The organism is Streptomyces sp. NPDC015346, from assembly GCF_043078785.1.
Lineage (GTDB): Bacteria > Actinomycetota > Actinomycetes > Streptomycetales > Streptomycetaceae > Streptomyces.
Window position 1 is genome coordinate 390,543 of record NZ_JBIBTW010000007.1, and the last position, 23,033, is coordinate 413,575.

The 23,033-nt window shown below is 73.7% G+C and carries 24 protein-coding genes and 1 pseudogene; 9 read left to right on the forward strand and 16 right to left on the reverse strand.

Features of this window, described 5'->3' with window-relative positions:
- The first annotated feature begins 287 nt into the window (after positions 1-287).
- On the forward strand, positions 288-1,379 hold the full coding sequence (locus ACF06X_RS26215) for a phosphatase PAP2 family protein (protein WP_392289737.1): 1,092 nt from the start codon (positions 288-290) through the stop codon (positions 1,377-1,379).
- Between the two features lie 89 nt (positions 1,380-1,468).
- Here ACF06X_RS26215 and ACF06X_RS26220 read toward each other — a convergent pair whose 3' ends face one another.
- The 5 genes and pseudogenes from ACF06X_RS26220 to ACF06X_RS26240 all read right to left on the reverse strand — a co-directional run bounded on the left by ACF06X_RS26220 (position 1,469) and on the right by ACF06X_RS26240 (position 6,042).
- Entirely contained in the window at positions 1,469-1,687 is a 219-nt protein-coding gene (locus tag ACF06X_RS26220; RefSeq protein WP_392289738.1) for a proteinase inhibitor I78, read from the reverse strand.
- A gap of 284 nt (positions 1,688-1,971) precedes the next feature.
- Positions 1,972-2,856 (reverse strand): annotated as a pseudogene (locus ACF06X_RS26225) (helix-turn-helix transcriptional regulator); the annotation flags it as partial.
- Between the two features lie 72 nt (positions 2,857-2,928).
- On the reverse strand, positions 2,929-4,200 hold the full coding sequence (locus ACF06X_RS26230) for a glycosyltransferase (protein WP_392289739.1): 1,272 nt from the start codon (positions 4,198-4,200) through the stop codon (positions 2,929-2,931).
- A 68-nt stretch (positions 4,201-4,268) separates the two neighbouring features.
- The gene (locus ACF06X_RS26235) at positions 4,269-5,555 is read right to left on the reverse strand and encodes an ABC transporter substrate-binding protein (protein WP_392289740.1); all 1,287 of its coding nucleotides are present in this window, start codon (positions 5,553-5,555) and stop codon (positions 4,269-4,271) included.
- The gene (locus ACF06X_RS26240; RefSeq protein ID WP_392289795.1) at positions 5,533-6,042 is read right to left on the reverse strand and encodes a hypothetical protein; all 510 of its coding nucleotides are present in this window, start codon (positions 6,040-6,042) and stop codon (positions 5,533-5,535) included. The genes ACF06X_RS26235 and ACF06X_RS26240 overlap by 23 nt, the downstream gene beginning before the upstream one ends.
- A gap of 134 nt (positions 6,043-6,176) precedes the next feature.
- Between ACF06X_RS26240 and ACF06X_RS26245 the strand changes: the two genes are divergently transcribed.
- The 3 genes from ACF06X_RS26245 to ACF06X_RS26255 are packed head-to-tail and all read left to right on the forward strand — an operon-like array spanning position 6,177 to position 10,206.
- Entirely contained in the window at positions 6,177-6,575 is a 399-nt protein-coding gene (locus ACF06X_RS26245; protein WP_392289741.1) for a hypothetical protein, read from the forward strand.
- A complete protein-coding gene (locus ACF06X_RS26250; protein WP_392289742.1) occupies positions 6,563-9,550 on the forward strand; it encodes an ATP-binding cassette domain-containing protein in 2,988 nt (995 codons plus the stop codon). Before ACF06X_RS26245 ends, ACF06X_RS26250 begins: the two co-directional genes overlap by 13 nt.
- Complete coding sequence (locus tag ACF06X_RS26255) at positions 9,547-10,206, forward strand: ATP-binding cassette domain-containing protein (protein WP_392289743.1); 660 nt, start codon at positions 9,547-9,549, stop codon at positions 10,204-10,206. Before ACF06X_RS26250 ends, ACF06X_RS26255 begins: the two co-directional genes overlap by 4 nt.
- On the opposite strand, the gene ACF06X_RS26260 is transcribed toward ACF06X_RS26255, so the two are convergent.
- Positions 10,190-10,786 carry a transglycosylase family protein gene (locus ACF06X_RS26260; protein WP_392289744.1) on the reverse strand — a complete coding sequence of 199 codons (597 nt, stop codon included), beginning with the start codon at positions 10,784-10,786 and terminating at the stop codon, positions 10,190-10,192. The two genes, ACF06X_RS26255 and ACF06X_RS26260, sit on opposite strands and share 17 nt — an antisense overlap.
- Before the next feature lie 318 nt (positions 10,787-11,104).
- Here ACF06X_RS26260 and ACF06X_RS26265 point away from each other — a divergent pair, with 318 nt between their 5' ends.
- Together ACF06X_RS26265 and ACF06X_RS26270 are read left to right on the forward strand one after the other, a co-directional pair.
- Positions 11,105-11,887 (forward strand): hypothetical protein, encoded by a 783-nt coding sequence (locus ACF06X_RS26265; protein ID WP_392289745.1) that lies wholly within the window; start codon positions 11,105-11,107, stop codon positions 11,885-11,887.
- A gap of 191 nt (positions 11,888-12,078) precedes the next feature.
- Entirely contained in the window at positions 12,079-12,396 is a 318-nt protein-coding gene (locus ACF06X_RS26270; protein ID WP_392289746.1) for a hypothetical protein, read from the forward strand.
- 95 nt (positions 12,397-12,491) lie between these two features.
- On the opposite strand, the gene der is transcribed toward ACF06X_RS26270, so the two are convergent.
- From der to aroH, 5 genes are all read right to left on the reverse strand, one after another.
- Positions 12,492-13,940: a ribosome biogenesis GTPase Der gene (der, locus tag ACF06X_RS26275; protein WP_392289747.1), complete on the reverse strand. Its 1,449-nt coding sequence runs from the start codon at positions 13,938-13,940 to the stop codon at positions 12,492-12,494.
- 70 nt (positions 13,941-14,010) lie between these two features.
- Positions 14,011-14,598 carry a lysophospholipid acyltransferase family protein gene (locus ACF06X_RS26280; RefSeq protein ID WP_392289796.1) on the reverse strand — a complete coding sequence of 196 codons (588 nt, stop codon included), beginning with the start codon at positions 14,596-14,598 and terminating at the stop codon, positions 14,011-14,013.
- Between the two features lie 53 nt (positions 14,599-14,651).
- Positions 14,652-15,329, reverse strand: coding sequence for a (d)CMP kinase (gene cmk, locus ACF06X_RS26285; protein WP_392289797.1), 678 nt, complete (start codon positions 15,327-15,329; stop codon positions 14,652-14,654).
- Positions 15,330-15,573: 244 nt separating this feature from the next.
- Positions 15,574-16,662, reverse strand: coding sequence for a prephenate dehydrogenase (locus tag ACF06X_RS26290; protein WP_392289748.1), 1,089 nt, complete (start codon positions 16,660-16,662; stop codon positions 15,574-15,576).
- Entirely contained in the window at positions 16,659-17,021 is a 363-nt protein-coding gene (aroH, locus tag ACF06X_RS26295) for a chorismate mutase (protein ID WP_137990243.1), read from the reverse strand. The genes ACF06X_RS26290 and aroH overlap by 4 nt, the downstream gene beginning before the upstream one ends.
- Before the next feature lie 137 nt (positions 17,022-17,158).
- On the opposite strand from aroH, the gene ACF06X_RS26300 reads away from it, so the two are divergent.
- The 3 genes from ACF06X_RS26300 to ACF06X_RS26310 are packed head-to-tail and all read left to right on the forward strand — an operon-like array spanning position 17,159 to position 18,696.
- Positions 17,159-17,494 (forward strand): DUF952 domain-containing protein, encoded by a 336-nt coding sequence (locus ACF06X_RS26300; protein ID WP_392289749.1) that lies wholly within the window; start codon positions 17,159-17,161, stop codon positions 17,492-17,494.
- A gap of 55 nt (positions 17,495-17,549) precedes the next feature.
- The gene (locus tag ACF06X_RS26305; protein ID WP_392289750.1) at positions 17,550-17,996 is read left to right on the forward strand and encodes a Rieske (2Fe-2S) protein; all 447 of its coding nucleotides are present in this window, start codon (positions 17,550-17,552) and stop codon (positions 17,994-17,996) included.
- A 10-nt stretch (positions 17,997-18,006) separates the two neighbouring features.
- Complete coding sequence (locus ACF06X_RS26310; RefSeq protein ID WP_392289751.1) at positions 18,007-18,696, forward strand: DNA polymerase beta superfamily protein; 690 nt, start codon at positions 18,007-18,009, stop codon at positions 18,694-18,696.
- Here ACF06X_RS26310 and ACF06X_RS26315 read toward each other — a convergent pair.
- From ACF06X_RS26315 to pnuC, 5 genes are read right to left on the reverse strand one after another with little or no spacing between them, the layout of a single operon-like run.
- Entirely contained in the window at positions 18,676-19,443 is a 768-nt protein-coding gene (locus ACF06X_RS26315; RefSeq protein WP_392289752.1) for a DNA polymerase beta superfamily protein, read from the reverse strand. The genes ACF06X_RS26310 and ACF06X_RS26315 overlap by 21 nt on opposite strands.
- Positions 19,444-19,446: 3 nt before the next feature.
- A complete protein-coding gene (locus tag ACF06X_RS26320; protein ID WP_392289753.1) occupies positions 19,447-20,487 on the reverse strand; it encodes an ADP-ribosylglycohydrolase family protein in 1,041 nt (346 codons plus the stop codon).
- Entirely contained in the window at positions 20,484-21,224 is a 741-nt protein-coding gene (locus ACF06X_RS26325; protein ID WP_392289754.1) for an NUDIX domain-containing protein, read from the reverse strand. The genes ACF06X_RS26320 and ACF06X_RS26325 overlap by 4 nt, the downstream gene beginning before the upstream one ends.
- Positions 21,221-22,300: an AAA family ATPase gene (locus tag ACF06X_RS26330; protein ID WP_392289755.1), complete on the reverse strand. Its 1,080-nt coding sequence runs from the start codon at positions 22,298-22,300 to the stop codon at positions 21,221-21,223. The genes ACF06X_RS26325 and ACF06X_RS26330 overlap by 4 nt, the downstream gene beginning before the upstream one ends.
- On the reverse strand, positions 22,297-22,950 hold the full coding sequence (pnuC, locus tag ACF06X_RS26335; RefSeq protein ID WP_392289756.1) for a nicotinamide riboside transporter PnuC: 654 nt from the start codon (positions 22,948-22,950) through the stop codon (positions 22,297-22,299). Before pnuC ends, ACF06X_RS26330 begins: the two co-directional genes overlap by 4 nt.
- Positions 22,951-23,033 lie beyond the last annotated feature (83 nt).

Genomic DNA, 23,033 nt, shown 5'->3' on the forward strand with positions numbered 1-23,033 from the left:
GCGCGTGGCGCAGCTCTCACCCCGGCGGACGACGGAGTGTGGCGTACGCCACTCCGTCCGCTCCGCGCGTCGCATGGAATTCCACCCGGACAACCGTTTGAAGCATTTCCGCGGCGTACAAACAGACTTCCGGAAAGTCACCCGCCGGCAATAGGGCTGAAGGTCATCGGATTCTCCGACAGACGCCATGAATAACTTCGGGACTGAGACCTGTTCCACATCACATCGTCATCACGAAGAGACCGGATCGACGTGGGTCGCTACTCACTCCCTGTAACGTCGATTGGGTGCGTACCGACATCTTTGCCCGGCTGGACCGGGAGCCGGAACCGCCGAAGATAGAGGTCCCGCGGATGACCCGCACGCGTCTCGCCCTCTTCGGCGGGACGCTGGCGTTCTATCTGGCCATCGTCGTGGCCGTGCTGCTCTCGACGTGGCTGGTGACCCTCGACTGGAAGATCATGCTCTTCCGGCCCTATCAGCAGTGGCCGGAGCTGCACGCCTTCCTCGACTACTACGTCGTCCTCGGCCAGCGCGGTCCTACGGCCGTGATGGTGGCGGCCTGGCTGGGCTGGCGCTCCTGGCGCCAGCACACCCTCCGGCCGCTGCTCACACTCGGCGCCGCGCTGCTCCTGCTCAACGTCACGGTCGGCGCGGTCAAGCTCGGACTGGGCCGTCTCGGTCCCCACTACGCGACGCGGATCGGCTCTGCCGAGCTCTTCGCGGGCGGCGATATATTTCCGTCGGGCCATACCGCGAACGCGGTCGTGACCTGGGGAATCCTGGCCTATCTGGCGACCACGCCGAGGGCCCGGCGCTATCTGTCGGCCCTCTCGGCCGTGGTCGCGCTCGGCGTCGGCCTCACCACGGTCTACCTCGGTACGCACTGGCTGAGCGATGTGCTGCTCGGCTGGGCCGCGGGGCTGCTGATCCTGCTCGCCCTGCCGTGGTGCGAGCCGCTGATCGGCCGCGCGGAGGCGATGATCCTCAGCCTGCGCGACCGGCTGCGCGAGCAGCTGCGGGCCCGCCGCCGGCTGGTGCCCTCGCTGCCCGTCGCGAGCGGCGGCCCCCGTCCGGTGCTGATCCCGCAGCCCCCGTTGGGGCCCGAGGAGCCGGTCCGGGAACCCGTCGGCGCCGGCAGCGGCCGGACTCCGTCCGTACGGAGCGAGGCCCGGCCGGGCTCGGAGGGCCGGCTGGCCGCGCCGCTCACCGCACCCCGCGCGCACTCCACGCACGCGACGCACGCCGGACACGGCGGGCACGCGGGGCACCCCGCGCACGCCGGGCACGGAACGCATGGAGTGCGCTCGGAGCGGACGCCGGTCACCCCGGCAGGCAGTCGCCGTCCGCCGCACTCGCGGCCGCTCACGGGCGGCTGAGCACCCCGGCACCACGACCCGCGAGGAAGGGCCCCGGCCATGCGGCCGGGGCCCTTCCCATGTCCGGACCGGCCGCTCGCCGCTCGCCGTCAGCCGAGCCAGCAGCGGGTGACGGTGCCGTCCTTCACCTCGAAGTTGATGCGCCCCTCCAGGTACTCCATCGTGATGATCGAGCCGGGCGGCAGCGACCGCACCACACGCCAGCCGCGATCCCTGGCCAGTTGCTCGGCGCGCCCCGAGGGCAGTCCCACATACGACTCATCGGAGGCGTCCTCGGGCGGTACGGAAGAGCTCGGCATCGGTGTCATGTGCTTCACGTTAGGCGGCCCCGGACGGTGACGGAAGCGGAGAGCGAAGAGATCTCCCAGCAAGCCCATGTACCTCACCGGTCACGCTTGTGTCACAGCTTCTCGACATATGTTTGGCGCGCGGACCGTCACCCGGAAGGGCAGTTTCCGGTCGAATCTCCAGCAATTCCCGGCCTCTTCCGGCGGTTCCGACAACCCCTATCGGAATTCCGTCGCGCGCACCACTCCGGGGAATTGACGGACATGGCACGACCGCCCGGCATTCACCATTCCCCCGCAGAACGCACACATACGTCAATCGCCCCGGCGCTCCCCAGGCCGGTCGGCCGCCCCCGCGGCACTCCGGTCCAGGGCGCGGGCCCGACGACCCGCGCGGCCTCGGTGATCGGGACATGGAGGCGGAGCGTCGCCTCCGCCGCGTAGGCGCGGGTCGAGACGCCCTGGGAGACGTAGGCGGCCAGATCCGGGGCGGGCGGCTCGCGGGGCGGGAAACGGGGGCCGTGCGGCGGTCGGGGCACGATCCGGTCGGCTCGGAACGTACGCCAGTCCGCGCGGTCCAGATCCCACGCCACCAGGTACCAGCGGTTCTCCGTGCAGACCAGGCGGTGCGGTTCGACCGTGCGACGGCTGGCGGCGCCGTCGTGGTCGCGGTAGGCGAAGCGGAGCCGCTCGCTGTCCCGGCAGGCGTTCGCCAGCTCGGTCAGGACCGCCGGGTCGACCCGGTCGCGAGGGGCGCGCAGCATCGGCACCGTGAAGGCGTTCAGGGTGCTCACCCGTCGCCGCAGCCGGCCCGGCAGCACCTGCTCCAGCTTGGCGAGCGCGCGTACGGAGCTCTCGCCGATGCCCTCCACACCGTGGCCGGCCGCCGTGCGCAGCCCCACCGCCACCGCGACGGCCTCCTCGTCGTCGAGCAGCAGCGGGGGCAGCTCCGCACCGGCGCTGAGCTGGTACCCGCCTCCGGTGCCGGGGCTGGCGTTGACCGGGTACCCCAGTTCGCGCAGCCGGTCGACGTCCCGCCGCACGGTCCTCGGCGTGACCCCGAGCCTCCCCCAGCCTTCGGCCGGGGGGACCCCCATCTCGCTTCGCTCGGCGAGGTCGGCCCCGGACCATTCGCGGTGGGCCTGGAGCAGTGAGAGCAGACGCAGCAGTCGTGCGGAGGTCTCCAACATGGCGCCGAGTCTGCCGGCGGTCGAGGACAGCTACGGTCCTCGATACCGCTCCCACCCCGGGCCGGCGCGGGGTCAGCGGAAGCGGCGCACCAGGACCCCGATCCGGCGCTTCAGTTCGTAGCCGGCGTCGACGGCGGACCCGACGGCGCGGTGGAGTCCGGCGGCCGCCCGGCCGTGGCTCCGTCCGGCCGGGCCCCGGGCGACGAGCTCCGCCCATATCCGCTCGTGACGGGCGGCTATGCGGACCGGGTCGAAGCGCTCGGAGGCCGTGAGCGCCGCCCGCGCGGTCTTGGCCCGCAGTTCGTCGTCCTCGACGAGTGCGAGCAGGGCCCGGGCGATGGCTGAGACGTCGTCGACCGGGACGAGCCGGCCGTCGACCCCGTCCTCGATGATCTCGCGGGGTCCGAGGCTGTCGGTGGAGACGACGGGGAGGCCGCACCGCATCGCCTCGACGATGGTCATGCCGAAGGACTCGCGCAGCGAGGTGACGGCGGCTATCGAGCCCTTCGCCCACTCCGGCTCCATCGGGTTGGCCCAGCCCATCAGGGAGACGTTCTCTCCGAGGCCGCGTTCCTCGATCCGCCGGGCGAGCGCGGGCCGCGTGTCGTCGACCGCGTCACCGGTGCCGTAGATCCGCAGCCGCCAGTCGGGGTGGGCGGCGGCCACCTCGGCGAAGGCGTCGATCAGCACGTCGTACCGCTTGATCCGGGTCAGCCGGCCCGCCGCGACGACGATCTTCGCGGCGGGATCGGCGGGCCCCACCTTCGGCGCGGGCACGCTGTTGGGCACCGCGTCGATCCGTACGCCCGGGATGCCGAGCCGCCGGTACGCGCGCGCGTCCGACTCGGTGACGGTGGTGACGGCGTCCAGGAGCGCGTACTGGTGGCGGATCTCGCGGCGCAGCCGGTAGGTGTGGCCGGTCAGGACGAGGTGCTCCTGGCCGACCAGGACCGGGCCGCGCCGGGCCTGCTTGGCGAGGTGGACGTTGAGGCCGGGGCGGGTGGCGACCACCACGTCGGCCGTGACGGCGGCCAGGTGCTCGCCTATCCGGGCGTCGGTCAGCGCGCTGTACTGCTTCCACCGGCCGTCTCCGCGCGGGAAGACCCGGGCCGGGCGGGCGTGGTCGGGGTGGTCGCCGTCGTAGCCGGGGCTGTTCTTCCGCAGATCGACGAGGTGACGCAGGGTCACGCCGGTGGGGAAACCGAGGATCGGCTCGTCGCGGTGCCGGAAGACGGAGACGATCTCCACGTCGTGACGCTCCGCCAGCACCTGGGCCAGCGTGAACGTCGTCCTGATGGTTCCGCCGATGTGGTAGGCGTTGTGGAGCAGAAAGGAGATGCGCATCGGGCTGCCGGTTCCCCCCGGTCTGGTGTTCGGACGGGCCGACTGTACTGCCCGCCCGGGATCCCGCTTCACGGCCGGTAGCCGAGCTGGGGGACGGTGGCGCAGTTCGTGGTCATCTCTCCCCGCGTGACCCAGCCCCGCCCGTCCTGCCAGCGGGCCACGGACAGGCAGGTGTGACGGGTCTTCGGCGGCTCGGGCAGCTTCTCGAAACGTACGGGCAGCAGCAGGCCGCGGGCGGTGTACGGCTCCGGGCGGTTGAGGAACTCCTCGACGCAGGAGCGCGTGAGCCGGTCCCCGCAGGAGCGCGCCGCGTCGGTGAACCACATGGCTGCCGCCCAGCCCTCCAGCTGCCACTGGGAGAGCGGCCGGCCGCCCATCGCCGCCCTGAACTCCCGTACGGCCCGGTGCCCGGTGTCCTCGAAGTTCCGGCTGGAGCCGGTCACGTGGAGGGCGGCGCGGCAGCCGGGCGACTCGGCGTAGTCGCGGGGCACGGAGGAGGACCAGTTCTGTACGTTCGTCACCTTGGCGGTGACCCGCACCCCGAGCGCCTCCATCGCCTCGCAGAGCCGCGCGTTGCCGTGCGTGTCCAGGGCGTCGAAGAGGATCTCGGCGCCCTGGGCCCGCAGATCGGCCGCGACCGCGCGGAAGTTGGGCAGGGCGAAGTCGACCTGCTCGTGGACGACCCGGTAGCCCTCGGCCCGCAGCCCGTCGGCGATCAGCCGGGCGTAGGAGGTCGAGGCCGCCTGGTTGTAGGCGACGACCGCGGCGGTACGGGCGCCGTACTCCCGCTTGAACCAGCGGTAGGTCTCGGTGCCGCCGTACAGGACGCCGTCCCAGCCGGGGGCCGTGCCGGTGCGCGGGGCGGAACTGCCGTAGATCCCGTACAGATGCGGATAGGTGTCGTACGCAGGGGTGAGCGGCTGGCCGCCGATGTCGGGGACGCCGGCCTCGGAGACCCGCGGGGCCCCGGCGTAGTCGAGCGCGGTGGTGGCGACCAGGGCGAACACCTTCCGCTCGTCGAGCAGCCGGTGCACGCACGCGTTGTTGCCGACACCGCTGCCGCCGTCGTCGCAGGTGACGACCTCGACCGGGCGGCCGTTCAGTCCGCCGCGCGCGTTGAGGGCGTCGAACCAGGCGCGGGCGCCGTCGCGCGGGCCGGTGAGGGCGTCGCCGCCGACGGGGCTGGTGGCGCTGGTGATGATGCCGACGCGGAGCGGCTCACCGCCTGCGGGGCGGGCGGTGGGCCGCTCCCCGAACGCGTCCCGAGGAAGCCTGCTGCCGCACGCCGCGGTCAGCGCGAGCAGCGCGGCGAGGAGCAGCGCCGTGAGCGCCTCAGCAGCCCGGAACGGACGCACCGCTGAGCTGCACCAGGCCGCAGAGGGTCTTCACGGACACCTTCCACGTCTCCTCCTGGAGGACGGACGTCCCCTTGGAGTCGGGCAGGGCCGCGGACCCGCCGACCAGCAGGTCGTAGGTCACGTTCGCGTCGTTCGGCGAGGTGAACTCGACCCCCTTGACCTTCGCCGAGGTCATGGCCGCGTTCTTGTCGCCCGCGAAGGCGGCGAGGACGGTACGCATCCGCTCGCCGTTCTCGAGCAGCTTCACCTTCTCGTCCGTGGGGGTCTTCGGATCGAAGAAGGCCGTCCAGTTCTTGGTGATCTCCGCCTCGGCCGCCTCCGGGTCGCGCGGCTGGTCCGTGGCGGTCGGCAGCGTCGCGGGCGGGGCCTCGCCGTCGCCGCCGTCGCCGTCGCCGCACCCCGCGAGGGTCGGCCCGAGCACCAGGGCCGCGGCCGCCGCCAGGGCGACGAGACGGGAGCGTCCACCATGTCGTTCGAGAACCATCTGGCTCACCACCGGGTGTCCTCCTGGCCGTACGGACTGATGATTGCCGAACGGCCCGATGATTCAAGGGTGTGCCGCTCGCGGGCGAAGTGCAAGGAAGAGGGCGCCGCCCGGAAGAGCGCGAGGGAGGTCCCGTGCCGGCATCCCGGGAACTGCTGTGGGGCGGCCTCGCCGCGGCCGTCGGCGGCGCGGTGCTCTGCTTCCTGGGGTGGTACGGAATCTCCGGGGAACGGTTCGCGGAGCGGCAGCTGCCGTACCTCGCCTCGTGCACCGTCCCCGGTGCGGCGCTGATCGTGGCGGGGGCGGTGCTGGTCGGGGCCTCGGGCGGGATTCCCGTACGACGGAAGGCGCCGCCCGCCCCCCTGCCGGAGGACGCTCCCCCGCCGTCGTCGGACGAGCCGCCCGTCCGGGTCCCCGGCGGGACGCTGGCGCACCGTCCGGACTGCCCGCTGGTGGCGGGCCGGTCGGAGGCGGTGCCGGTCGGGGACGAGGAACTGGACCCCTGTCCGGTGTGTGAGCCGTGGCCTCGCTGACGTACGACCTCGCCCTCGCGGGTCTCGCGGTCGGCAGCGCCGCCGCCCTCACCGGGATCGGTCTTATCGTCACGTACCGGGCGACCGGCGTGCTCAACCTGGCGCACGGCGCCATCGCCATGGTCTGCGCGTACGTGCTGCGGCAGCTGGTGGTCGAGTGGGGCTGGCCGCTGCCGCTCGGCGCCCTGGTCACGCTCTTCGTGGTCGCCCCCGGGATCGGGCTCGTCCTCGACCGGGCGGTCTTCCGTCCGCCGGCCCTGGCCGGCTCGAACCCGGCGCAGACGCTGGTGGCCTCCATCGGGGTCTTCGTGCTGCTCGTCGGCGGGGCGGCGCTGGTGTGGGGCGGCGGTACCCGGGCGGACGCGCCGGTGCTGCTCGGCGACGACCCGTGGGCGCAGCTCGCGGCCGTGGTGCTGCTGGCCTGCCTGGTGGGGGCGGTGACCCGGTGGACGCGCTTCGGGCGGGAGCTGCGGGCCGTGGTCGACAACCGGCCGCTGGCGATGCTCGGCGGGATCGACGCGGACCGGGTGTCGGCGGTGGGGTGGTCGTTCGGCGCGTTCACCGCGGGTCTGACGGGGGTGCTGCTCGCCCCGTACGTACGGCTCGATCCGTACGGGATGCCGCTGCTGGTCGTCGAGGTGATCGCGGTCGCGGTGGCGGCCCGGATGCGGAGCCTGCCGGTGGCGATCGCGACGGCCCTCGCGATCGGGGTGGCGCAGGCGCAGCTCGCCCGGTTCCACCCGGAGGGGTGGGCGGGGCCGCTCGTACAGGCGGTCGGGGCGAACCTGTTCGTGGTGGCGCTCCTTGCGGCGGTGCTGCTCGTGCCGGGGGTGGGCGGCCGGGGGCAGGACGCGCTGCCGCCGCCGACGCGGGAGGGCCGGGTTTCGGGGGGTGTGTGGGTCACGGCGGGGGTCCTCTTCCTCCTCCCCCTGGGGTTCGCGGGTTCGGACCTGCGGACGTCGGTCCAGGTGCCGGCGCTGGCGATCGTGCTGCTGTCCCTGGTGGTGGTGACCGGCCGGGGCGGGCAGATCGCGCTCGGGCAGGCGGCGTACGCCGGTCTCGGCGCCCTGTTCACGGCGCTGCTCGCGGCCGGTGGTGTGCCGGAGCTCGCGGCCCTCGCGCTCGCGGTGCTGCTCGTCGCCCCGCTGGGCCTGCTGACGGGCTGGCCCGCGATCCGCAGGCACGGCCTCGCGCTGGCGCTCGCGACGCTGGCGGTCGGGGTGGCGGTGAGCCGGTTCGTCTTCGCGCAGCCGTACGCGACGGCGGGCCTGGAGCTCGGCCGCCCGGCCGGTTTCGGGGACGACCGGCTCTACTACGCCCTGGAGCTCGTCGTCCTGACCGGCTGTCTGCTGCTGGTCGCGGCGCTGCGCCGGGGCCGCACGGGCCGGGCGCTCGCGGCCCTGCGCGACCACGAGGCGGGCGCGGAGTCGGCCGGGGTGCGGGTGGCCGGCCTCAAGCTCCTGGCCTTCGTGCTGGGCGCGGCCCTGGCGGCCCTCGGCGGCGGCCTCCTGGGCATGGGCCTGCGCGCCTTCGACCCGGAGGCCTACGACCCCCTCCGGGGCCTCCTCTGGTTCGCCGCCGTCGTCGTCCTCGGCGCCGACAGCCTCCTCTCCCCGCTCGCCGCGGCCGTCCTCCTGGTCGGCCTCGACGCGGGCACCCGCGGCGGCGTCGCGGCAGCGACGATCGGCATCCTGGCCACCCTGGTCGGCCGCCTCCCACCCCTGACCACCCTGCTCTCCCGCGCCCGCGAGGCCCCGGCCCGCCCCGCAGGGCGCCCCCCTGCGCCGCCATCCTCAGCCTTGCAGGCCGCGGACCGCCCCCGGCCGGGAGCCAGGCGCCGAGCCGCCTCCGCACCCACCGGCGAACCGCGGGGCGCAGAGCACCCGGACCGGCCCGAGTCGGCGGAGCCCCGGAGAGCCCCGCCACAGGGCGCGCCGGGCGAGAGGCCTTCGGCCCCGCCCGGAGGGCGACCCGGGACCACACCCGACGCGCCAGGAGGCCCGCCGACGCCGACAGGGGGCCCTCGGCCTCCCACAGGGGAGGAGCCGGAGCCCCCGGACAAGGCGGAGCAACCCGGCCCCACCGGGGCGGCTCCGGACGCCGGCTCCGGTGGGCCCCTGCCCGCCGGAGCGGGCCCGGGCGCCGTCGGCGGCGAACCCTCGCCCGCCGGAGCGGCCCCGGGAACCACCCCCGCTGGACCTCCCGTCGAGGCGGCTCCGGGGCCCACCCCCGACGGTCCCCCGCCCGCCGGAGTCCGGACCGGCCCCCGGCCGGCCGCGCGGTCCGCCGGGTGGAGGCGCGGGGCCGAGCCCGGCGCGTCCGTGCCTCCCGTGCGGCTGCGGGCCCATGGGCTCACGCTCACCTACCCCGGGGGACTCACCGCCCTCGACTCCGTCTCGTTGGGGCTCGTGCCGGGGCGGGTCACCGCGCTCGTCGGGCCCAACGGGGCCGGGAAGAGCACCCTCTTCGACTGTCTCGCCGGGGCCCTGCGACCCACCCGTGGGCGCGTCACGCTCGACGGCGTCGACATCACCGCCCGGCCCGCCCACGTCCGTACCCGGCTCGGTATCGCCCGGACCTTTCAGCGGCTCGCCGTCTTCCCGTCCCTCACCGTCGAGGAGAACGTCCGCCTCGGCGCCGAGCAGGGCCACATCCGCGACCCCGCCGCGACCGAGCGCAGCCTGCGGCTCCTCGGGCTCGCCGGGGCCGTGCGGCACCGGCCCGCCGCCGACCTGGCCACCGGGACCCTGCGCCGGGTCGAGCTGGCGCGCGCCCTGGCCGGGCGGCCGCACACCCTTCTCCTGGACGAGCCCTCCGCCGGGCTCGACGCCGCCGAGACCGACGCCCTCGCCCGGCTGCTCGCCGCGCTCGCCGCCGACGGCCTCACCGTCCTCGTCGTCGAGCACGACCCGGACCTCGTCGCGGGCATCGCCCACACCGTGCACACCATGGAGGGAGGCCGGATCGTGTCATGAGCGTCGAGATCGCCCTGCGCCGGGCCCGCGTCCGCTACGGCCCCCTGGAGGCCCTGCACGGCGTCGACCTGCCCCTCCCGGCCGCCACCGTCACCGTCCTCCTGGGCCGCAACGGCGCCGGCCGGACCACCGCCCTGCGCGCCCTCGCCGGCACCGTGCCCCTGTCCTCCGGCCGCGTCCTGTGGCGCGGCGCCGACGTGACCCGGACGCCCGCCCACGAACGGGCACGGCGCGGCCTCTGCTTCGTACCGGACCTACGGGCGGTGTACGCGACCCTCACCGTCGCCGAGAACCTGGAGCTGGCCTCCCACGACCACCAGGCGGCGCTGGAGGCGTACCCCGAGCTCGCCCCCCTCCTCGCCCGCCCCGCCGGCACCCTCTCCGGCGGCGAACGCCGCATGCTCGCGCTCACCCGCGCCCTGCTCACCCCCGCCCGCGTGGTCCTCGTCGACGAGCCGGCCCTCGGCATGTCCCCGGCCGTCGCCTCCCGTACGTACCGTCTGCTCACCGCCCTCGCCCTGCGCGGCGGCGCCGCCGTCGCCCTGGCCGAGCAGCGCCTCCCGCCCGGACTGCCGCCCGGCACCCTCGCGCACGAACTGCGGCGCGGCTCCCTCGCCTTCAGCGGAGAGGCCGCCGAGCTCACCTCAGGACGGTGAGCGGCGCGATGCTCAGCATCGTCCCGGTCATGAGCCGGTTCGGGTCAGCCCCGACCACGCTGCGGTTCGCCGCGTAGAGCGCCTGCCATCCGCCGGCGATCCCGAACCGCCGGGCGATCGAGCTGAGCGTGTCCCCCGGCTGCACCGTGTGGACCCGCCCGCTGAGCCCGTACCGCTTGGCGCAGGTCGGCCACGCGGCCCAGCCCTGCGTCCGCAGCACCTCCTCAGCGATCGTGATCTGCTGCGCCCGGGTCGCCAGGTCGGCGCGCGGGGCGTAGCGCGGCCCGCCGTGCTCGACCCAGGTCGGCTGGTAGAACTGGAGGCCTCCGTAGAAGCCGTTGCCGGTGTTGATGTGCCAGCGGCCGCTGCTCTCGCACTCGGCGATGCAGCCCCAGGGCCACTGGTCCTTCGCGCAGGCGTAGGCGGGTGGCCCGGAGGGGACGCCGGAGGGGATTCGGGAGGGGACCCCTGAGAGAACCTCGGATGCGGCGGCTCGCGCGGGCCCGGGCAACAGGCCCGTCAGCGCGAGAGAGCACATCCCGGCCAGCGCACCGGCCGTCCACCATCGGATAGTCGACATCGGGGAAGGCTAGGCATCGGGCCCCGGCGCCACTCCCGTGCCGCGCGGAACGGACCGCCGACCCCACCCGGTCGGATGCACGCGCGTGGGCGGCCGCGCGCACGGCCGGGCGGACGACAACCGCGCACGACCGCGGACGACCGTGTCACGCGGTCTCACGCCGCCTCAGGCGCCTCAGCGGGCCCGCCCGGCCGCCGCCCGCCGCGCAAGTTGCCGCGCGCCGACGCGTGACCCCGGCCGAGCCTTCCCCGTTGAAGTCTGTATGAGACGTGCCGGGATCCGCCCGGCGTCGCCCGTACCGAGTCCAGGGAGCCCCCCGTGCCGCGCATGCTCGACGTCAGCGAGGACGTACGCGCCGAGATCGGCGACGAAGAAGCCGACCGGCTGCTCGCCGGCGACAACGCCCCGGGCAGCTACGACTGCACCTCCTGCCGCACGCCGGGTGACTCCGAGCAGGAGCGCACGAGCACGGTGCTGTTCGTCGGCGAGGAGACCGCCGTCCTGGCGTTCGCCCACGCCAGCTGCATTCCGTCGCAGGTCGTCCAGGTCGCCGAGGAGCAGCTCCAGGGAGCCGTCCGCTCCATCGCCGCGACCGACGCGGCGGACGCGCTCGGCGCGGCCCACCCCGAGCAGGCCGTGCTCGGGGTCACCAGCGGTCTCGTCCTGATCGAGGGCGAGCTCCACCCGGCGCTGGTCGTCGAACCGACCGCGCCGGTCGCCCGGCCGGGCTCGGGCGGGCTCACCGACGAATTCCTGCCGCTCCTGATCGAGCAGGGTTTCGCGCCGGTCGCCGACGTGAACCAGAAGCCGAACATCCTTCCCGGCTGGTCCGTGCTGGTCGCCATGGGCCAGCTGCACTCCGTGCTCCAGCCGGGCGCGGGCGGCAGCGGGCAGGCCGCCTGGTGGCAGGCCCACCAGCCGCTGCAGGTCACCGAGGGCTGGCGCGCGGCGGCCAACAAGTCGCACACCGTCCTGGTCTTCGCCGCCCCGGTCGGCTCGATCGGCCAGCAGCCGCGCGAGGACCTGCTGCGCGACGCCCTGGAGAAGGCCGCGGCCAACGGCTGCCTGGTGGCCGCCGCGATGCCGCTGGCCGGCACGTGAGGGAGCACGGGCGTCCGGGCATAGGACCACTGGGGTACGGCCCCTGGGTCCCGGTGACGACCGTGCCCCGCCCCCGGCGGGCTCCTCTTTCCGAGGACCGCCCGCATCCGACGGAGGACGGTGTCGTTGGCACGTATGTGCACACATACGACCCACTCCGCCCGCCAAGTCCGAGTCAGCAGATCCCTTCCATGCGCCCCGCGCAGGACATCACCGCAGGCCAGTCGGCGACGCCGATCTACGACGCTCTGTACTCGGAGTACCGTCGGTCGTTCCGCACGCTGCCGGGTGACCGCAGCGGCGAGGAGGATCTGGCCTTCCGGTCCTTCGGGACGCCGGTGAGCACGGGGCTGTACGGACAGGGTCAGGGGCACGGCGGCAGCCGGTACGCGTCCCAGGCGTCCCAGGCGTCCCACACGGCGCATCCGGTGGCCTGGTCGGCGCAGCACCACTCGGGGCTCCACCACACTCCGGCGGCGCTGCCACCGGCGCCCCGCCGAGGGCTGTAGGGCTCACGGGACTCGCGAGAACGGCGGAGGGCCGGGGCGATGCCGCCCCGGCCCTCCGCCGTTCTCGTGTCCTCGCGTCTCGCGTCCGCGTGTGCCTACTTCTTGCGGCCGCGCTTCTCGCGGACCCGCACCGAGATGTGGATCGGCGTGCCCTCGAAGCCGAACTCCTCACGCAGCCGGCGCTCGACGAAGCGGCGGTAGCCGTGCTCCAGGAAGCCGGAGGCGAAGAGCACGAACCGGGGCGGCTTGGTGCCCGCCTGCGTACCGAAGAGGATGCGGGGCTGCTTGCCGCCGCGGATCGGGTGCGGGTGGGCGGCGACCAGCTCACCGAGGAAGGCGTTCAGACGGCCGGTCGGGACGCGGGTCTCCCAGCCGGCGAGGGCGGTCTCGATCGCCGGGACGAGCCGGTCCATGTGGCGGCCGGTCTTGGCGGAGACGTTGACCCGAGGCGCCCAGGCGACCTGCTGCATCTCGGTCTCGATCTCGCGCTCGAGGTAGTAGCGCCGCTCCTCGTCGAGCTCGTCCCACTTGTTGTAGGCGATGACGAGCGCGCGGCCGGACTCGACCGCCATGGTGATGATCCGCTGGTCCTGGACCGAGATGTTGTCGGTGGTGTCGATGAGGACGACGGCGACCTCGGCCTTCTCGACCGCGGCGGCGGTGCGCAGGGAGGCGTAGTAGTCCGCGCCCTCCTGGAGGTGGACCTTCTTGCGGATACCGGCGGTGTCCACGAACTTCCACGTCTTGCCGCCGAGCGTGATCAGCTCGTCGACCGGGTCACGGGTGGTGCCGGCCATCTCGTTGACGACCACACGGTCCTCGCCGGCGACCTTGTTCAGGAGCGAGGACTTGCCGACGTTCGGGCGGCCGATGAGGGCGATCCGGCGGGGGCCGCCGACCGCGTTGCCGAAGGTCTGCGCGGGAGCCTCGGGCAGCGCCTCCAGGACGGCGTCGAGCATGTCGCCGGTGCCTCGGCCGTGCAGCGAGGAGACGGGGTACGGCTCGCCGAGGCCCAGCGACCACAGGGCGGTGGCGTCGGCCTCGCCGGAGGGGCCGTCGACCTTGTTGGCGCAGAGCACGACGGGCTTGCCGGCCCGGCGCAGCAGCTTGACGACCGCCTCGTCGGTGTCGGTGGCGCCGACGGTGGCGTCGACGACGAAGACGCAGGCGTCGGCGGCCTCGATGGCGTACTCGGCCTGGGCGGCGACGGAGGCGTCGATGCCGAGGACGTCCTGCTCCCAGCCGCCGGTGTCGACGACCTTGAAGCGGCGGCCGGCCCATTCGGCCTCGTAGGTGACGCGGTCGCGGGTGACGCCGGGCTTGTCCTCGACGACGGCCTCGCGGCGTCCGATGATCCGGTTCACCAGGGTCGACTTGCCGACGTTGGGGCGGCCGACGACGGCGAGCACGGGGAGCGGGCCGTGCCCGGCCGCCTCGATCGCGCCTTCGACCTCCTCGACGTCGAAGCCCTCTTCCGCGGCGAGCTCCATGAACTCCGCGTACTCGGCGTCGCCAAGTGCCCCGTGGTCGTGCTGGTCGTTCATGAAGTCCGTTCCTTGATCATTCGTGGTCGGTGGGTTCCCGAGCCTCGGGGCCCACTACTGAGAGTGTCGCTCAGCGCCCGGTGAGGCGCCTCGCGTTTTCCAGGTGGCCCGTGAGCCGCTCCTGGATACGTACGGTGGCCTCGTCCAGCGCCTTGCGCGTCCGGCGGCCCGATCCGTCACCGGCCTCGAAGGCGTCGCCGAAGACGACGTCGACGCGGCTGCGCAGCGGCGGCAGTGCTCTGATCAACCGTCCGGGGCGGTCGGAACTTCCCAGGACCGCGACCGGCACGATCGGCGCGCCGCTGCGGACGGCGAAGTAGGCGAGGCCGGCGCGCAGCGAGGCGAAGTCGCCCTCGCCGCGGGTGCCCTCGGGGAAGATCCCGAGGACGCCGCCGTGCTCCAGGACCGCGAGGGCGTTGCCTATCGCGGCCCGGTCGGCGCCGGCCCGGTCCACCTTGAGCTGGCCGATGCCCTCCAGGAAGGGCCCGAGGGGCCCGACGAAGGCTTCCTTCTTGATCAGGAAGTGCACCGGCCGGGGCGCGGTGCCCATGAGCATGGGTCCGTCGATGTTGTGCGCGTGGTTGACGGCGAGGATCAGCGGGCCGGCGGCCGGCACCCGCCAGGCGCCGAGGACGCGCGGCTTCCACAGGCCGTACATCAGCCCGATGCCGATGCCGCGCCCGACGGCGGCGCCCTTCTCGGAGGGCAGGGTCACTTGGCGGCCGCCCGCATGTCGCTCCGTCGCTCCTCCACCAGGGTCACGACGCACTCGATGACCTGGTCCAGGGTCAGGTCGGTGGTGTCGACCTCGACGGCGTCGTCGGCCTTGGCCAGCGGGGAGGTCTTACGGCTGGAGTCGGCCGCGTCCCGCTTGATCAGGGCCTGCTGGGTGGCGGCCACGTCGACGCCCTTGAGCTCGCCGGAGCGGCGGGCCGCGCGGGCCTCGGGGGACGCGGTGAGGAAGATCTTGAGGTCGGCGTCGGGCAGGACGGTGGTGCCGATGTCCCGGCCCTCGACGACGATGCCGCCCTCGGCGCTCTTGGCGATGGTCCGCTGCAGCTCGGTGATCAGCGTCCGTACCTCGGGGACGGCGCTGACGGCGCTGACCTTGGAGGTGACCTCTTCGGTACGGATGGGGCCGGCGGCGTCGGCGCCGTCGACGGTGATCGTCGGCCGGGCCGGGTCGGTGCCGGAGACGATGACGGGCTTGGCGGCGGCGTTGGCCACGGCGTCCGCGTCGTCGACGTCGACTCCGTTGCTGATCATCCACCAGGTGATCGCGCGGTACTGCGCACCGGTGTCCAGGTAGCTCAGGCCCAGCTTGGCGGCAACCGCCTTCGAGGTGCTCGACTTGCCCGTGCCAGAGGGCCCGTCGATGGCGACGATCACGGTTTCCACGGTGGGGAACACCTTCCTGGGTACGCGGTGAGTACGCGGTGAGGCCCCACCGGATGCAGGGGGCCACCCCAAGGTTACCGATTCCCGCGCACCCATTCGGCCCAGCGGGGGCCGGGACCCTCCCGGGAGCCCGGCCCGCCGGGCCGCGCGGCCCGGGTCCGGGCCCGCCACCGGGGAACCTCAGCCCGCCCGGGGCCCGCCCTCAGCCCGCTGCCAGCATGTCCTCAGCGCCTCCTCAGCCTGCCCTCAGCGCCCAGCCGCGCTCCTTCAGCGCGGCCTCCAGGACCGGGACGGCGGAAGGCTCCACCATCAGCTGGACGAGACCGGCCTGCTGGCCCGTCGCGTGCTCGATGCGGACGTCCTCGATGTTGACGCCCGCCCGGCCCGCGTCCGCGAAGATCCGCGCGAGTTCGCCCGGCTGGTCGCTGATGAGGACGGCGACCGTCTCGTACTGCGCCGGTGCGGCGCCGTGCTTGCCCGGGACACGGGCGCGGCCCGCGTTGCCCCGGCGCAGCACGTCCTCGACGTCCAGGGCTCCGCCGCGGCGCTCGGCCTCGTCGGCCGACTGGAGCGAGCGCAGTGCCCGTACGGTCTCGTCCAGGTCGGCGGCGACGCCCGCGAGCACGTCGGCGACCGGTCCGGGGTTCGCCGAAAGGATCTCGACCCACATGCGCGGGTCGGAGGCGGCGATCCGGGTGACGTCGCGGATGCCCTGGCCGCACAGCCGTACCGCCGTCTCGTCCGCCTCCTCCAGGCGGGCCGCCACCATCGACGACACCAGCTGCGGGGTGTGGGAGACGAGCGCGACCGCCCGGTCGTGGGCGTCCGCGTCCATGACGACCGGGACGGCGCGGCAGAGCGCGACCAGCTCCAGGGCCAGGTTGAGGACCTCGGTGTCGGTGTCGCGGGTGGGGGTCAGCACCCACGGCCGCCCCTCGAAGAGATCGGCCGTCGCCGCCAGCGGGCCGGAGCGCTCCTTGCCCGACATGGGGTGCGTGCCGATGTACGCGGTGAGGTCGAGGCCCAGCTGCTCCAGCTCCCGCTTGGGGCCGCCCTTGACGCTCGCCACGTCCAGGTAGCCGCGCGCGAGCCCGTCCCGCATCGCCGCGGCGAGGGTGGTCGCCACATGGGCCGGCGGTACGGCGACGACGGCGAGGTCGACGGGGCCCTCGGGCGCCTCGTCCGTACCGGCGCCGAGCGCCGCCGCCGTACGCGCGCGCGCCGGGTCGTGGTCGCGCAGGTACACGGCGACGCCGCGTCCGGCCAGGGCGAGCGCGGCCGAGGTGCCGATGAGGCCGGTTCCGATGACGAGGGCGGTTCTCACTGGGCGATGTCCTTGCGCAGGGCGGCCGCGGCACCGAGGTAGACGTGCGCGATCGCGGACTTGGGCAGCTCCGACTCGACGTGCGCGAGGAGCCGTACGACCCGCGGCATCGCACCCTCGATGTCCAGCTCCTGGGCGCAGATGAGAGGGACGTCGACGATCCCGATACGGCGGGCGGCGGCGGCCGGGAAGTCGCTGTGCAGGTCGGGGGTGGCCGTGAACCAGATGCTGATCAGGTCGTCGGCGGTGAGTCCGTTGCGTTCCAGGACGGCGGTGAGCAGCTCCTCGACCTGCTCGTGCATGTGTCCGGCCTCGTCCCGTTCGAGTTGGACGGCGCCTCGGACCGCTCGTACCGCCACGTCGTGCTCCTTCGAAAAGCGATCAGTGCTCCGACCAGCCTAGTCAGGGGGCTGGGCGCTTCGCCCCGGCGACCGCTCTCCGAGACGGCGCTCCGGGTGCCCTGCCGGCCGGGGAGGCCTCGGGGTACAACTGTCGGATGCTTCTCCACGTCGTACCGCTGGACGAATGGTCCGCCGAACCCGGGCTGCCCTACGCGCCGCCGTCGCTGGCCGCCGAGGGCTTCGTGCACTGTTCGCCGGACGAGTCGGCGGCGCTGGCCGTCGCCGACGCGCACTACCGCGGCGTGCACGGCCCGCTCCTGGTGCTCGTCGTGGACGAGAGCCGGCTGACGGCGGAGGTCCGCTGGGAGGGGTCGGAGGACACGCTCTTCCCGCATGTGTACGGCCCGATCGAGCGGGCGGCCGTCACGGCCGTCCTGGAGGTCCGCCGGGACGCCGACGGCCGTGCGAGGGAGCTGACCCCCTGGGTCTGAGACACCCAGGCGTGTTGGCGGAGTGCCGGCGGGGGGCGCGAGCAAGCTGTACGGCATGACTCCAGATGCCACGCCCCGCCGTACCGTGCTGCTGCTGGCCGGTGCGGGTTCCGTCGCCGCGCTGACCACGGGCTGCGGCTCCGACGGCGACAAGGACGGCGGTACGGCCGCCAGCCCGACGCCCACGGGCACCACCACGCGGTCGGCGCCGGCCGGGGAATCGCTCGGGCGCACCTCGCAGATCCCGGTGGGGGGCGGGACCGTCTTCAAGGAGCGGAAGGTCGTCGTCACGCAGCCGACGGCGGGTGAGTTCAAGGCGTTCTCGGCGGTCTGCACGCACCAGGGCTGCACGGTCGCCAAGGTGGAGAACGGCACGATCGACTGCGTCTGCCACGGCTCCAGGTTCCGGATCGCCGACGGCTCGGTCGCCGCGGGACCGGCCTCGCGCCCGCTGCCGGAGGAGCGGATCACCGTGTCGGGGGACACGATCACCCTCGCGTAGCCTGTCGCCCATGACTCCGGAAGAACTGGTGCGCGACCACACGATCTACTCCTGCGTCATGGGATCGCGCGCGTTCGGTCTGGCCACCGAGGGGAGCGACACGGACCGTCGGGGCGTCTACCTCGCCCCGACGCCGCTCTTCTGGCACTTCGACAAGCCTCCGGCGCATGTGGAGGGCCCGGGCGAGGAGCAGTTCAGCTGGGAGCTGGAACGCTTCTGCGAGCTGGCTCTGCGCGCCAATCCGAACGTCCTGGAGTGCCTCCACTCCCCCGTCGTCGAGCACATCGACGACATCGGCCGCGAACTGGTCTCGCTGCGCGAGGCGTTCCTCTCCCGCCAGGCGCACCAGACCTTCGTCCGGTACGCGGGAGGGCAGCGCAAGAAGCTCGACGCCGACGTCCGGCAGTACGGCGAGCCGCGCTGGAAGCACGCCATGCACCTGCTGCGGCTGCTGATGAGCTGCCGCGACCTGCTCCGCACCGGCGAACTCACCATCCACGTGGGCGAGGAGCGAGAACGCCTCCTCGCGGTGAAGCGGGGCGAGGTGTCGTGGCCCGAGGTCGAGGCCTGGATGACCCGCCTCACGGACGAGGCCGACCGCGCCTCCACCACCAGCCCCCTCCCCTCGACCCCGGACCACCCCCGCGTCGAAGCCTTCCTCCTCCACGCCCGCCGCACCTCAGCCCTGCGCGTGCTCTAGCCGGGTCCGTACGACAAGGTCGTGCAGGGCGTCGAGTGCCCCCGGCTCGTCCCCGAGTCCCGACCCGGCCTGCACCGCGTCCAGGACGGCGTGCAGCGCCTCCACATCACCGCTCACGCGCCGCACGTCCACCTCGGCCGGCCCGTGCTCGGCCGCCGCCTTGGCGGCGATGAGCTCCGGTACGTAGGCGGGAGCCTCCGGCACCTCCCCGACCAGCGTGGGCAGATGTGCTTCGACCTCTCCCGAGCGCATGAGGTGGATTCCGGTGAGCAGCGCCCGGAACGTGTAGAGCAGAGGCTTCAGCTCCCCGGTCTTCTCGAAGAGGCGCCACTGGGTCCCGGCGAACCCCCGGTAGTGGTGCGCGTGGTGGGTGGTGAGCACATGGGGCACCAGCGAGACCAGCTCGGCATGGGTGTCCGAGGTGTGTGCCACCCACGGGGAGAGCAGCTGCTCCAGTACGTAACCGTTGCGCCGCAGCATCAGCCGGACGAACTTCCGCAGGTCGTGGGTGACGAGGTCCATCTCGATGCCGTCGCGGTCCCACATCCGGCTCCGTGTCTCCTCGGGTTCGCGGAGCCCGATCAGGGCGGCCACCGGCAGGAGATGTGCTCCGCGCAGGTCGACGTCCGAGTCGCGGGACGGGAATCCGTAGAGGTGGGCGCCGGAGACGGTGGCGAAGATCAGCGGATCGGGCTGCTCCGCCACGACGGCGGACAGGTCGGCTTCGAGAGCGAGAGCTGCGGTCATGGATCAAGCGTCCCAGAGGGCGCCGAAGGTCAGCAGTTCGTCGCGGTGTTCGATGCGGGTCGTCCAGTCCTGGGGCCAGGCCGCGGCGCCCAGGTGGGCGCCGGCGAAGGCGCCCGTCAGGCAGGCGAGGGAGTCGGAGTCGCCGCGGGTGCAGGCGGCGCGGCGGAGGGCCGTGAGGGGGGACTCGGGGAAGAGGAGGAAGCACAGGAGCGCGGTGGCCAGGGCCTCCTCGGCGATCCAGCCGTCGCCGGTGTACGCGCAGGGGTCGAGTTCGGGGTCGGCGGTGCGCTGGACGGCGTCCAGTTTTTCCAGGACGGCCAGGCACTCGTCCCAGCCGCGCTCGATGAAGTGGCGGGCCGACGGGTCCTGGGCGTGCGTCCAGAGGTCGCCGAGCCACCTCTCGTGGTAGCGGGAGCGGTTCTCGTACGCGTACGAGCGCAGGTGGCCGACGAGGCCCGTGGGGTCGACGCCCTGGGCGAGGAGATACACCGCGCGGGCCGTCAGGTCCGAGGCGGCGAGCGCGGTGGGGTGGCCGTGCGTCAGGGCCGACTGGAGCTGGGCCGCGCCCGCGCGCTGCTCCTCGCTGAGGCCGGGGACGAGCCCGATCGGGGCGACCCGCATGTTGGCGCCGCAGCCCTTGGAGCCGGTCTGGCTCGCCTCCTGCCAGGGCCGGTCGCCGTCGAGGAGCCGGCAGGCGACCATGCAGGTCCGCCCGGGCGCCCGGTTGTTCTCCGGGGAGTGGTACCAGTCGACGAACTCCTCCCGGACCGGCCGGGCGAGCCGCAGCGGGGCGAGCGCGCCCCGCTCCATGGCGGTCCGGACGCCCCGCGCGAGCGCGAGCGTCATCTGCGTGTCGTCCGTGATGTACGCGATGCCCTTGCCCTGCCCCTTGCCCGGAAGCTCCATCTCCCGCCAGGGCCCGGTCTTCGCGAGGATCGACGGCACGTCGTGGAACTCCGTCGGGTAGCCCAGCGCGTCGCCGAGCGCCAGGCCGATCAGGGAGCCGGTGGCGGCCTGCTTGGTGGTCATGGCCCTGGTGGTCATGAGGTGGATCGTCCCTCCGGTCGCAGCAGCGGCGGGTGGAGGGCCGTGGCCTCACCCGCCCGGTAGAGAGCGGCCGGTTTCCCCCGTCCGCCGGTGAGGCGCGGTGGTCCCTCCACGGCCCGGACGAAGCCGGGCGTGGCGAGGACCTTGCGCCGGAAGTTGGGGCGGTCGAGCTCGACGCCCCAGACCGTCTCGTACACCTGGCGCAGCTCGCCGATCGTGAACTCGGGCGGGCAGAAGGCGGTGGCGAGACAGGAGTACTCGAGCTTGGCGCCGATCCGGTCGTGCGCGTCGGCGAGGATCCGGTCGTGGTCGAAGGCGAGATGCCCCGGCGTGCCGTACGGCATCCACTGCGCCCGCGCCGCGTCGCCGCCGCCCCGGGGTTCGGGCGGGTCGGGTACGAGCGCGGTGTACGCGACCGAGACGACCCGCATCCGGGGGTCGCGGTCCGGCTCGCTGTAGGTGCGCAGCTGTTCGAGGTGGAGGCCGGCGACCGTGTCCGCCGAGAGGCCGGTCTCCTCGGCCAGTTCGCGGCGCGCGGCCTGCTCGGCGGACTCGCGCGGCAGCACGAAGCCGCCGGGCAGCGCCCAGGCCCCCGCGTACGGCTCCTGGCCGCGCTCCACGAGGAGGACCTGCAGTCGCTCCTCGCGGACGGTGAAGACTGCGAGGTCGGCGGTGACGGCGAACGGCTCGAAGGCGGAGGGGTCGTAGCCCTCGGGCGCCCGGGACGGGTTCATCGGCGCTCCGGGAGGGGGTCGGCGAGGCGCGGGCCTTCGGCGAGGAGGGCGTCCACGGCCGCGACGGCGGCCGCGAGCCGCTCCTCGTGCGGGCCGGTGAGGACGGCGGTGCGGCGGCCGGTCCGGGAGAGCTGGGCGACGAAGCGGGCGGTCATCCAGGGCCGCAGGTGCTCCCCGCCGCGCAGCCCGTCGTCCTCGAACGGGACGCCGTGGTGGTCGGTGAGCAGCCACAGGTGCTGCCTGCACCGGGCGGCGACCTCGCCGGTGGCGGGGCTGGTGGTGCCCATGTACCGCTCGTGCCAGATGGTGGTGGCGAAGGCGTCGGTGTCGCAGAAGAGCACGGGCGAGCCCTCACGGGCGGCCGCCTCCTCCATCTCGGCCTGGCGCTGGGCGATGACCGGGAAGTCGGCGGACCGGAAGGTGACGTCCGCCCAGTCGGCGCCGGGGCGTTCGGCGCGGAGTTCGGCGAGCTTGCGTTCGCTGTACTCGCGGCCGTACTCCGGTACGTACCGGGTGCGGGCCCACACGCCGCCCCGGCCGCGGTAGTGCTCGGCGAGGGCGCGGGCCATGGTGGTGGTGCCGGTGGACTCGGCGCCGAGGACGACCACGCGCCGGGTGAGCGCGGCCCGGACCGGCGGCTCCAGGAAGTCCCAGCAGCCGACGGGGTCCTTGCGGACGGCGGTGCCGGAGACGGGGAAGAGCCTGCGGTCCGGGTCGACGCACACGGACTCGGCGCCGAAGCGGCGGCCGAGCTCCTCCCCGTACACCTCGGAGGTGAAGACGGCGTCGACGTGCTCGGGGACCGCGGCGCGGAAGACGGCCATGTGGGCGGCCCACACGTCGGGGTCGTGGAGGTCGACGGGGATGTCGTCGACGGCGCCGACGACGAGGACGTCGGGGTGGATCTCGCGCATCCAGTCGACCCGGTCCTCCAGGGAGATCGACTCCACGGAGGAGGCGCAGACGAGGACGGTCAGCCGCTCGCAGCGCTCGCGGGCGGTGCGGACGAGGTGGTGGTGGCCGGCGTGCGGCGGATAGAACTTGCCGAGCACCAGGCCGTGTCCGTAGCGCTTCATGCCGTCGCCTCCACCGGGAGGACGCGCCGGGCGGCGAGGTCGCGGCTCCAGCCGCGCAGGCCGAGGACGCAGAGCGTCATGAATCCGACGTACAGCAGGGAGGTCAGGTACAGCTCCTTGTACGCGTACAGCGGTACGTAGACCACGTCGGCGGCGATCCAGAGCCACCAGGACTCCAGCCGCTTGCGGCACTGGCCGTAGGTCGCCATCAGGGAGAGCGCGGTCGTCAGGGCGTCCCAGAAGGGGACGGTGGAGTCGGTCGCGCGGTCGAGCAGCAGGGTGAGGCCGAGGGTCCCCACCACCCCCGCCGTGAGCAGCCATGTCCACTCGGTGCGCGTGGTGCGGCGCACCGGGAGGGTGTCGGAGCCTGGTCCACCCCCGTGGGTCCAGGTCCACCAGCCGTACACGGCGAGGGTGATGAAGACGATCTGGAGGCCGGCGTCGGCGTAGAGCCCGGCCTGGCCGAAGAGAAGGATGAAGAAGACGTTGTTGGCGATGCCGATGGGCCAGTTGGCGACGTGCTGGCGGGCGACGAGCCAGACGCAGAGCGCTCCGCTGCCGAAGCCGAGGACCTCGGTCCAGCTGACCGGGGTGTCCAGGACCGTGAAAAGCGGCTGCTGCAGGGGTTCGAGGATCTTCGCGAGGCTCACGCCCGCCTCCTTAAGAGTCATGTTGACTATAAAGCGTGACGGGCTTCGGCCACAAGTGCGAACGAAGGAACGCGGAAGCCCGT

What these genes read in the sequence shown, in the direction of transcription:
- ACF06X_RS26220 (WP_392289738.1), bottom strand. Translation starts at nt 1,687, where the DNA reads ATGACACCGATGCCGAGCTCTTCCGTACCGCCCGAGGACGCCTCCGAT.
- ACF06X_RS26230 (WP_392289739.1), bottom strand. Translation starts at nt 4,200, where the DNA reads ATGCGCATCTCCTTTCTGCTCCACAACGCCTACCACATCGGCGGAACC.
- ACF06X_RS26240 (WP_392289795.1), bottom strand. Translation starts at nt 6,042, where the DNA reads ATGGTTCTCGAACGACATGGTGGACGCTCCCGTCTCGTCGCCCTGGCG.
- ACF06X_RS26255 (WP_392289743.1), top strand. Translation starts at nt 9,547, where the DNA reads ATGAGCGTCGAGATCGCCCTGCGCCGGGCCCGCGTCCGCTACGGCCCC.
- ACF06X_RS26260 (WP_392289744.1), bottom strand. Translation starts at nt 10,786, where the DNA reads ATGTCGACTATCCGATGGTGGACGGCCGGTGCGCTGGCCGGGATGTGC.
- ACF06X_RS26270 (WP_392289746.1), top strand. Translation starts at nt 12,079, where the DNA reads ATGCGCCCCGCGCAGGACATCACCGCAGGCCAGTCGGCGACGCCGATC.
- der (WP_392289747.1), bottom strand. Translation starts at nt 13,940, where the DNA reads ATGAACGACCAGCACGACCACGGGGCACTTGGCGACGCCGAGTACGCG.
- ACF06X_RS26280 (WP_392289796.1), bottom strand. Translation starts at nt 14,598, where the DNA reads ATGTACGGCCTGTGGAAGCCGCGCGTCCTCGGCGCCTGGCGGGTGCCG.
- ACF06X_RS26300 (WP_392289749.1), top strand. Translation starts at nt 17,159, where the DNA reads ATGCTTCTCCACGTCGTACCGCTGGACGAATGGTCCGCCGAACCCGGG.
- ACF06X_RS26305 (WP_392289750.1), top strand. Translation starts at nt 17,550, where the DNA reads ATGACTCCAGATGCCACGCCCCGCCGTACCGTGCTGCTGCTGGCCGGT.
- ACF06X_RS26310 (WP_392289751.1), top strand. Translation starts at nt 18,007, where the DNA reads ATGACTCCGGAAGAACTGGTGCGCGACCACACGATCTACTCCTGCGTC.
- ACF06X_RS26315 (WP_392289752.1), bottom strand. Translation starts at nt 19,443, where the DNA reads ATGACCGCAGCTCTCGCTCTCGAAGCCGACCTGTCCGCCGTCGTGGCG.
- ACF06X_RS26320 (WP_392289753.1), bottom strand. Translation starts at nt 20,487, where the DNA reads ATGACCACCAGGGCCATGACCACCAAGCAGGCCGCCACCGGCTCCCTG.
- ACF06X_RS26325 (WP_392289754.1), bottom strand. Translation starts at nt 21,224, where the DNA reads ATGAACCCGTCCCGGGCGCCCGAGGGCTACGACCCCTCCGCCTTCGAG.
- ACF06X_RS26330 (WP_392289755.1), bottom strand. Translation starts at nt 22,300, where the DNA reads ATGAAGCGCTACGGACACGGCCTGGTGCTCGGCAAGTTCTATCCGCCG.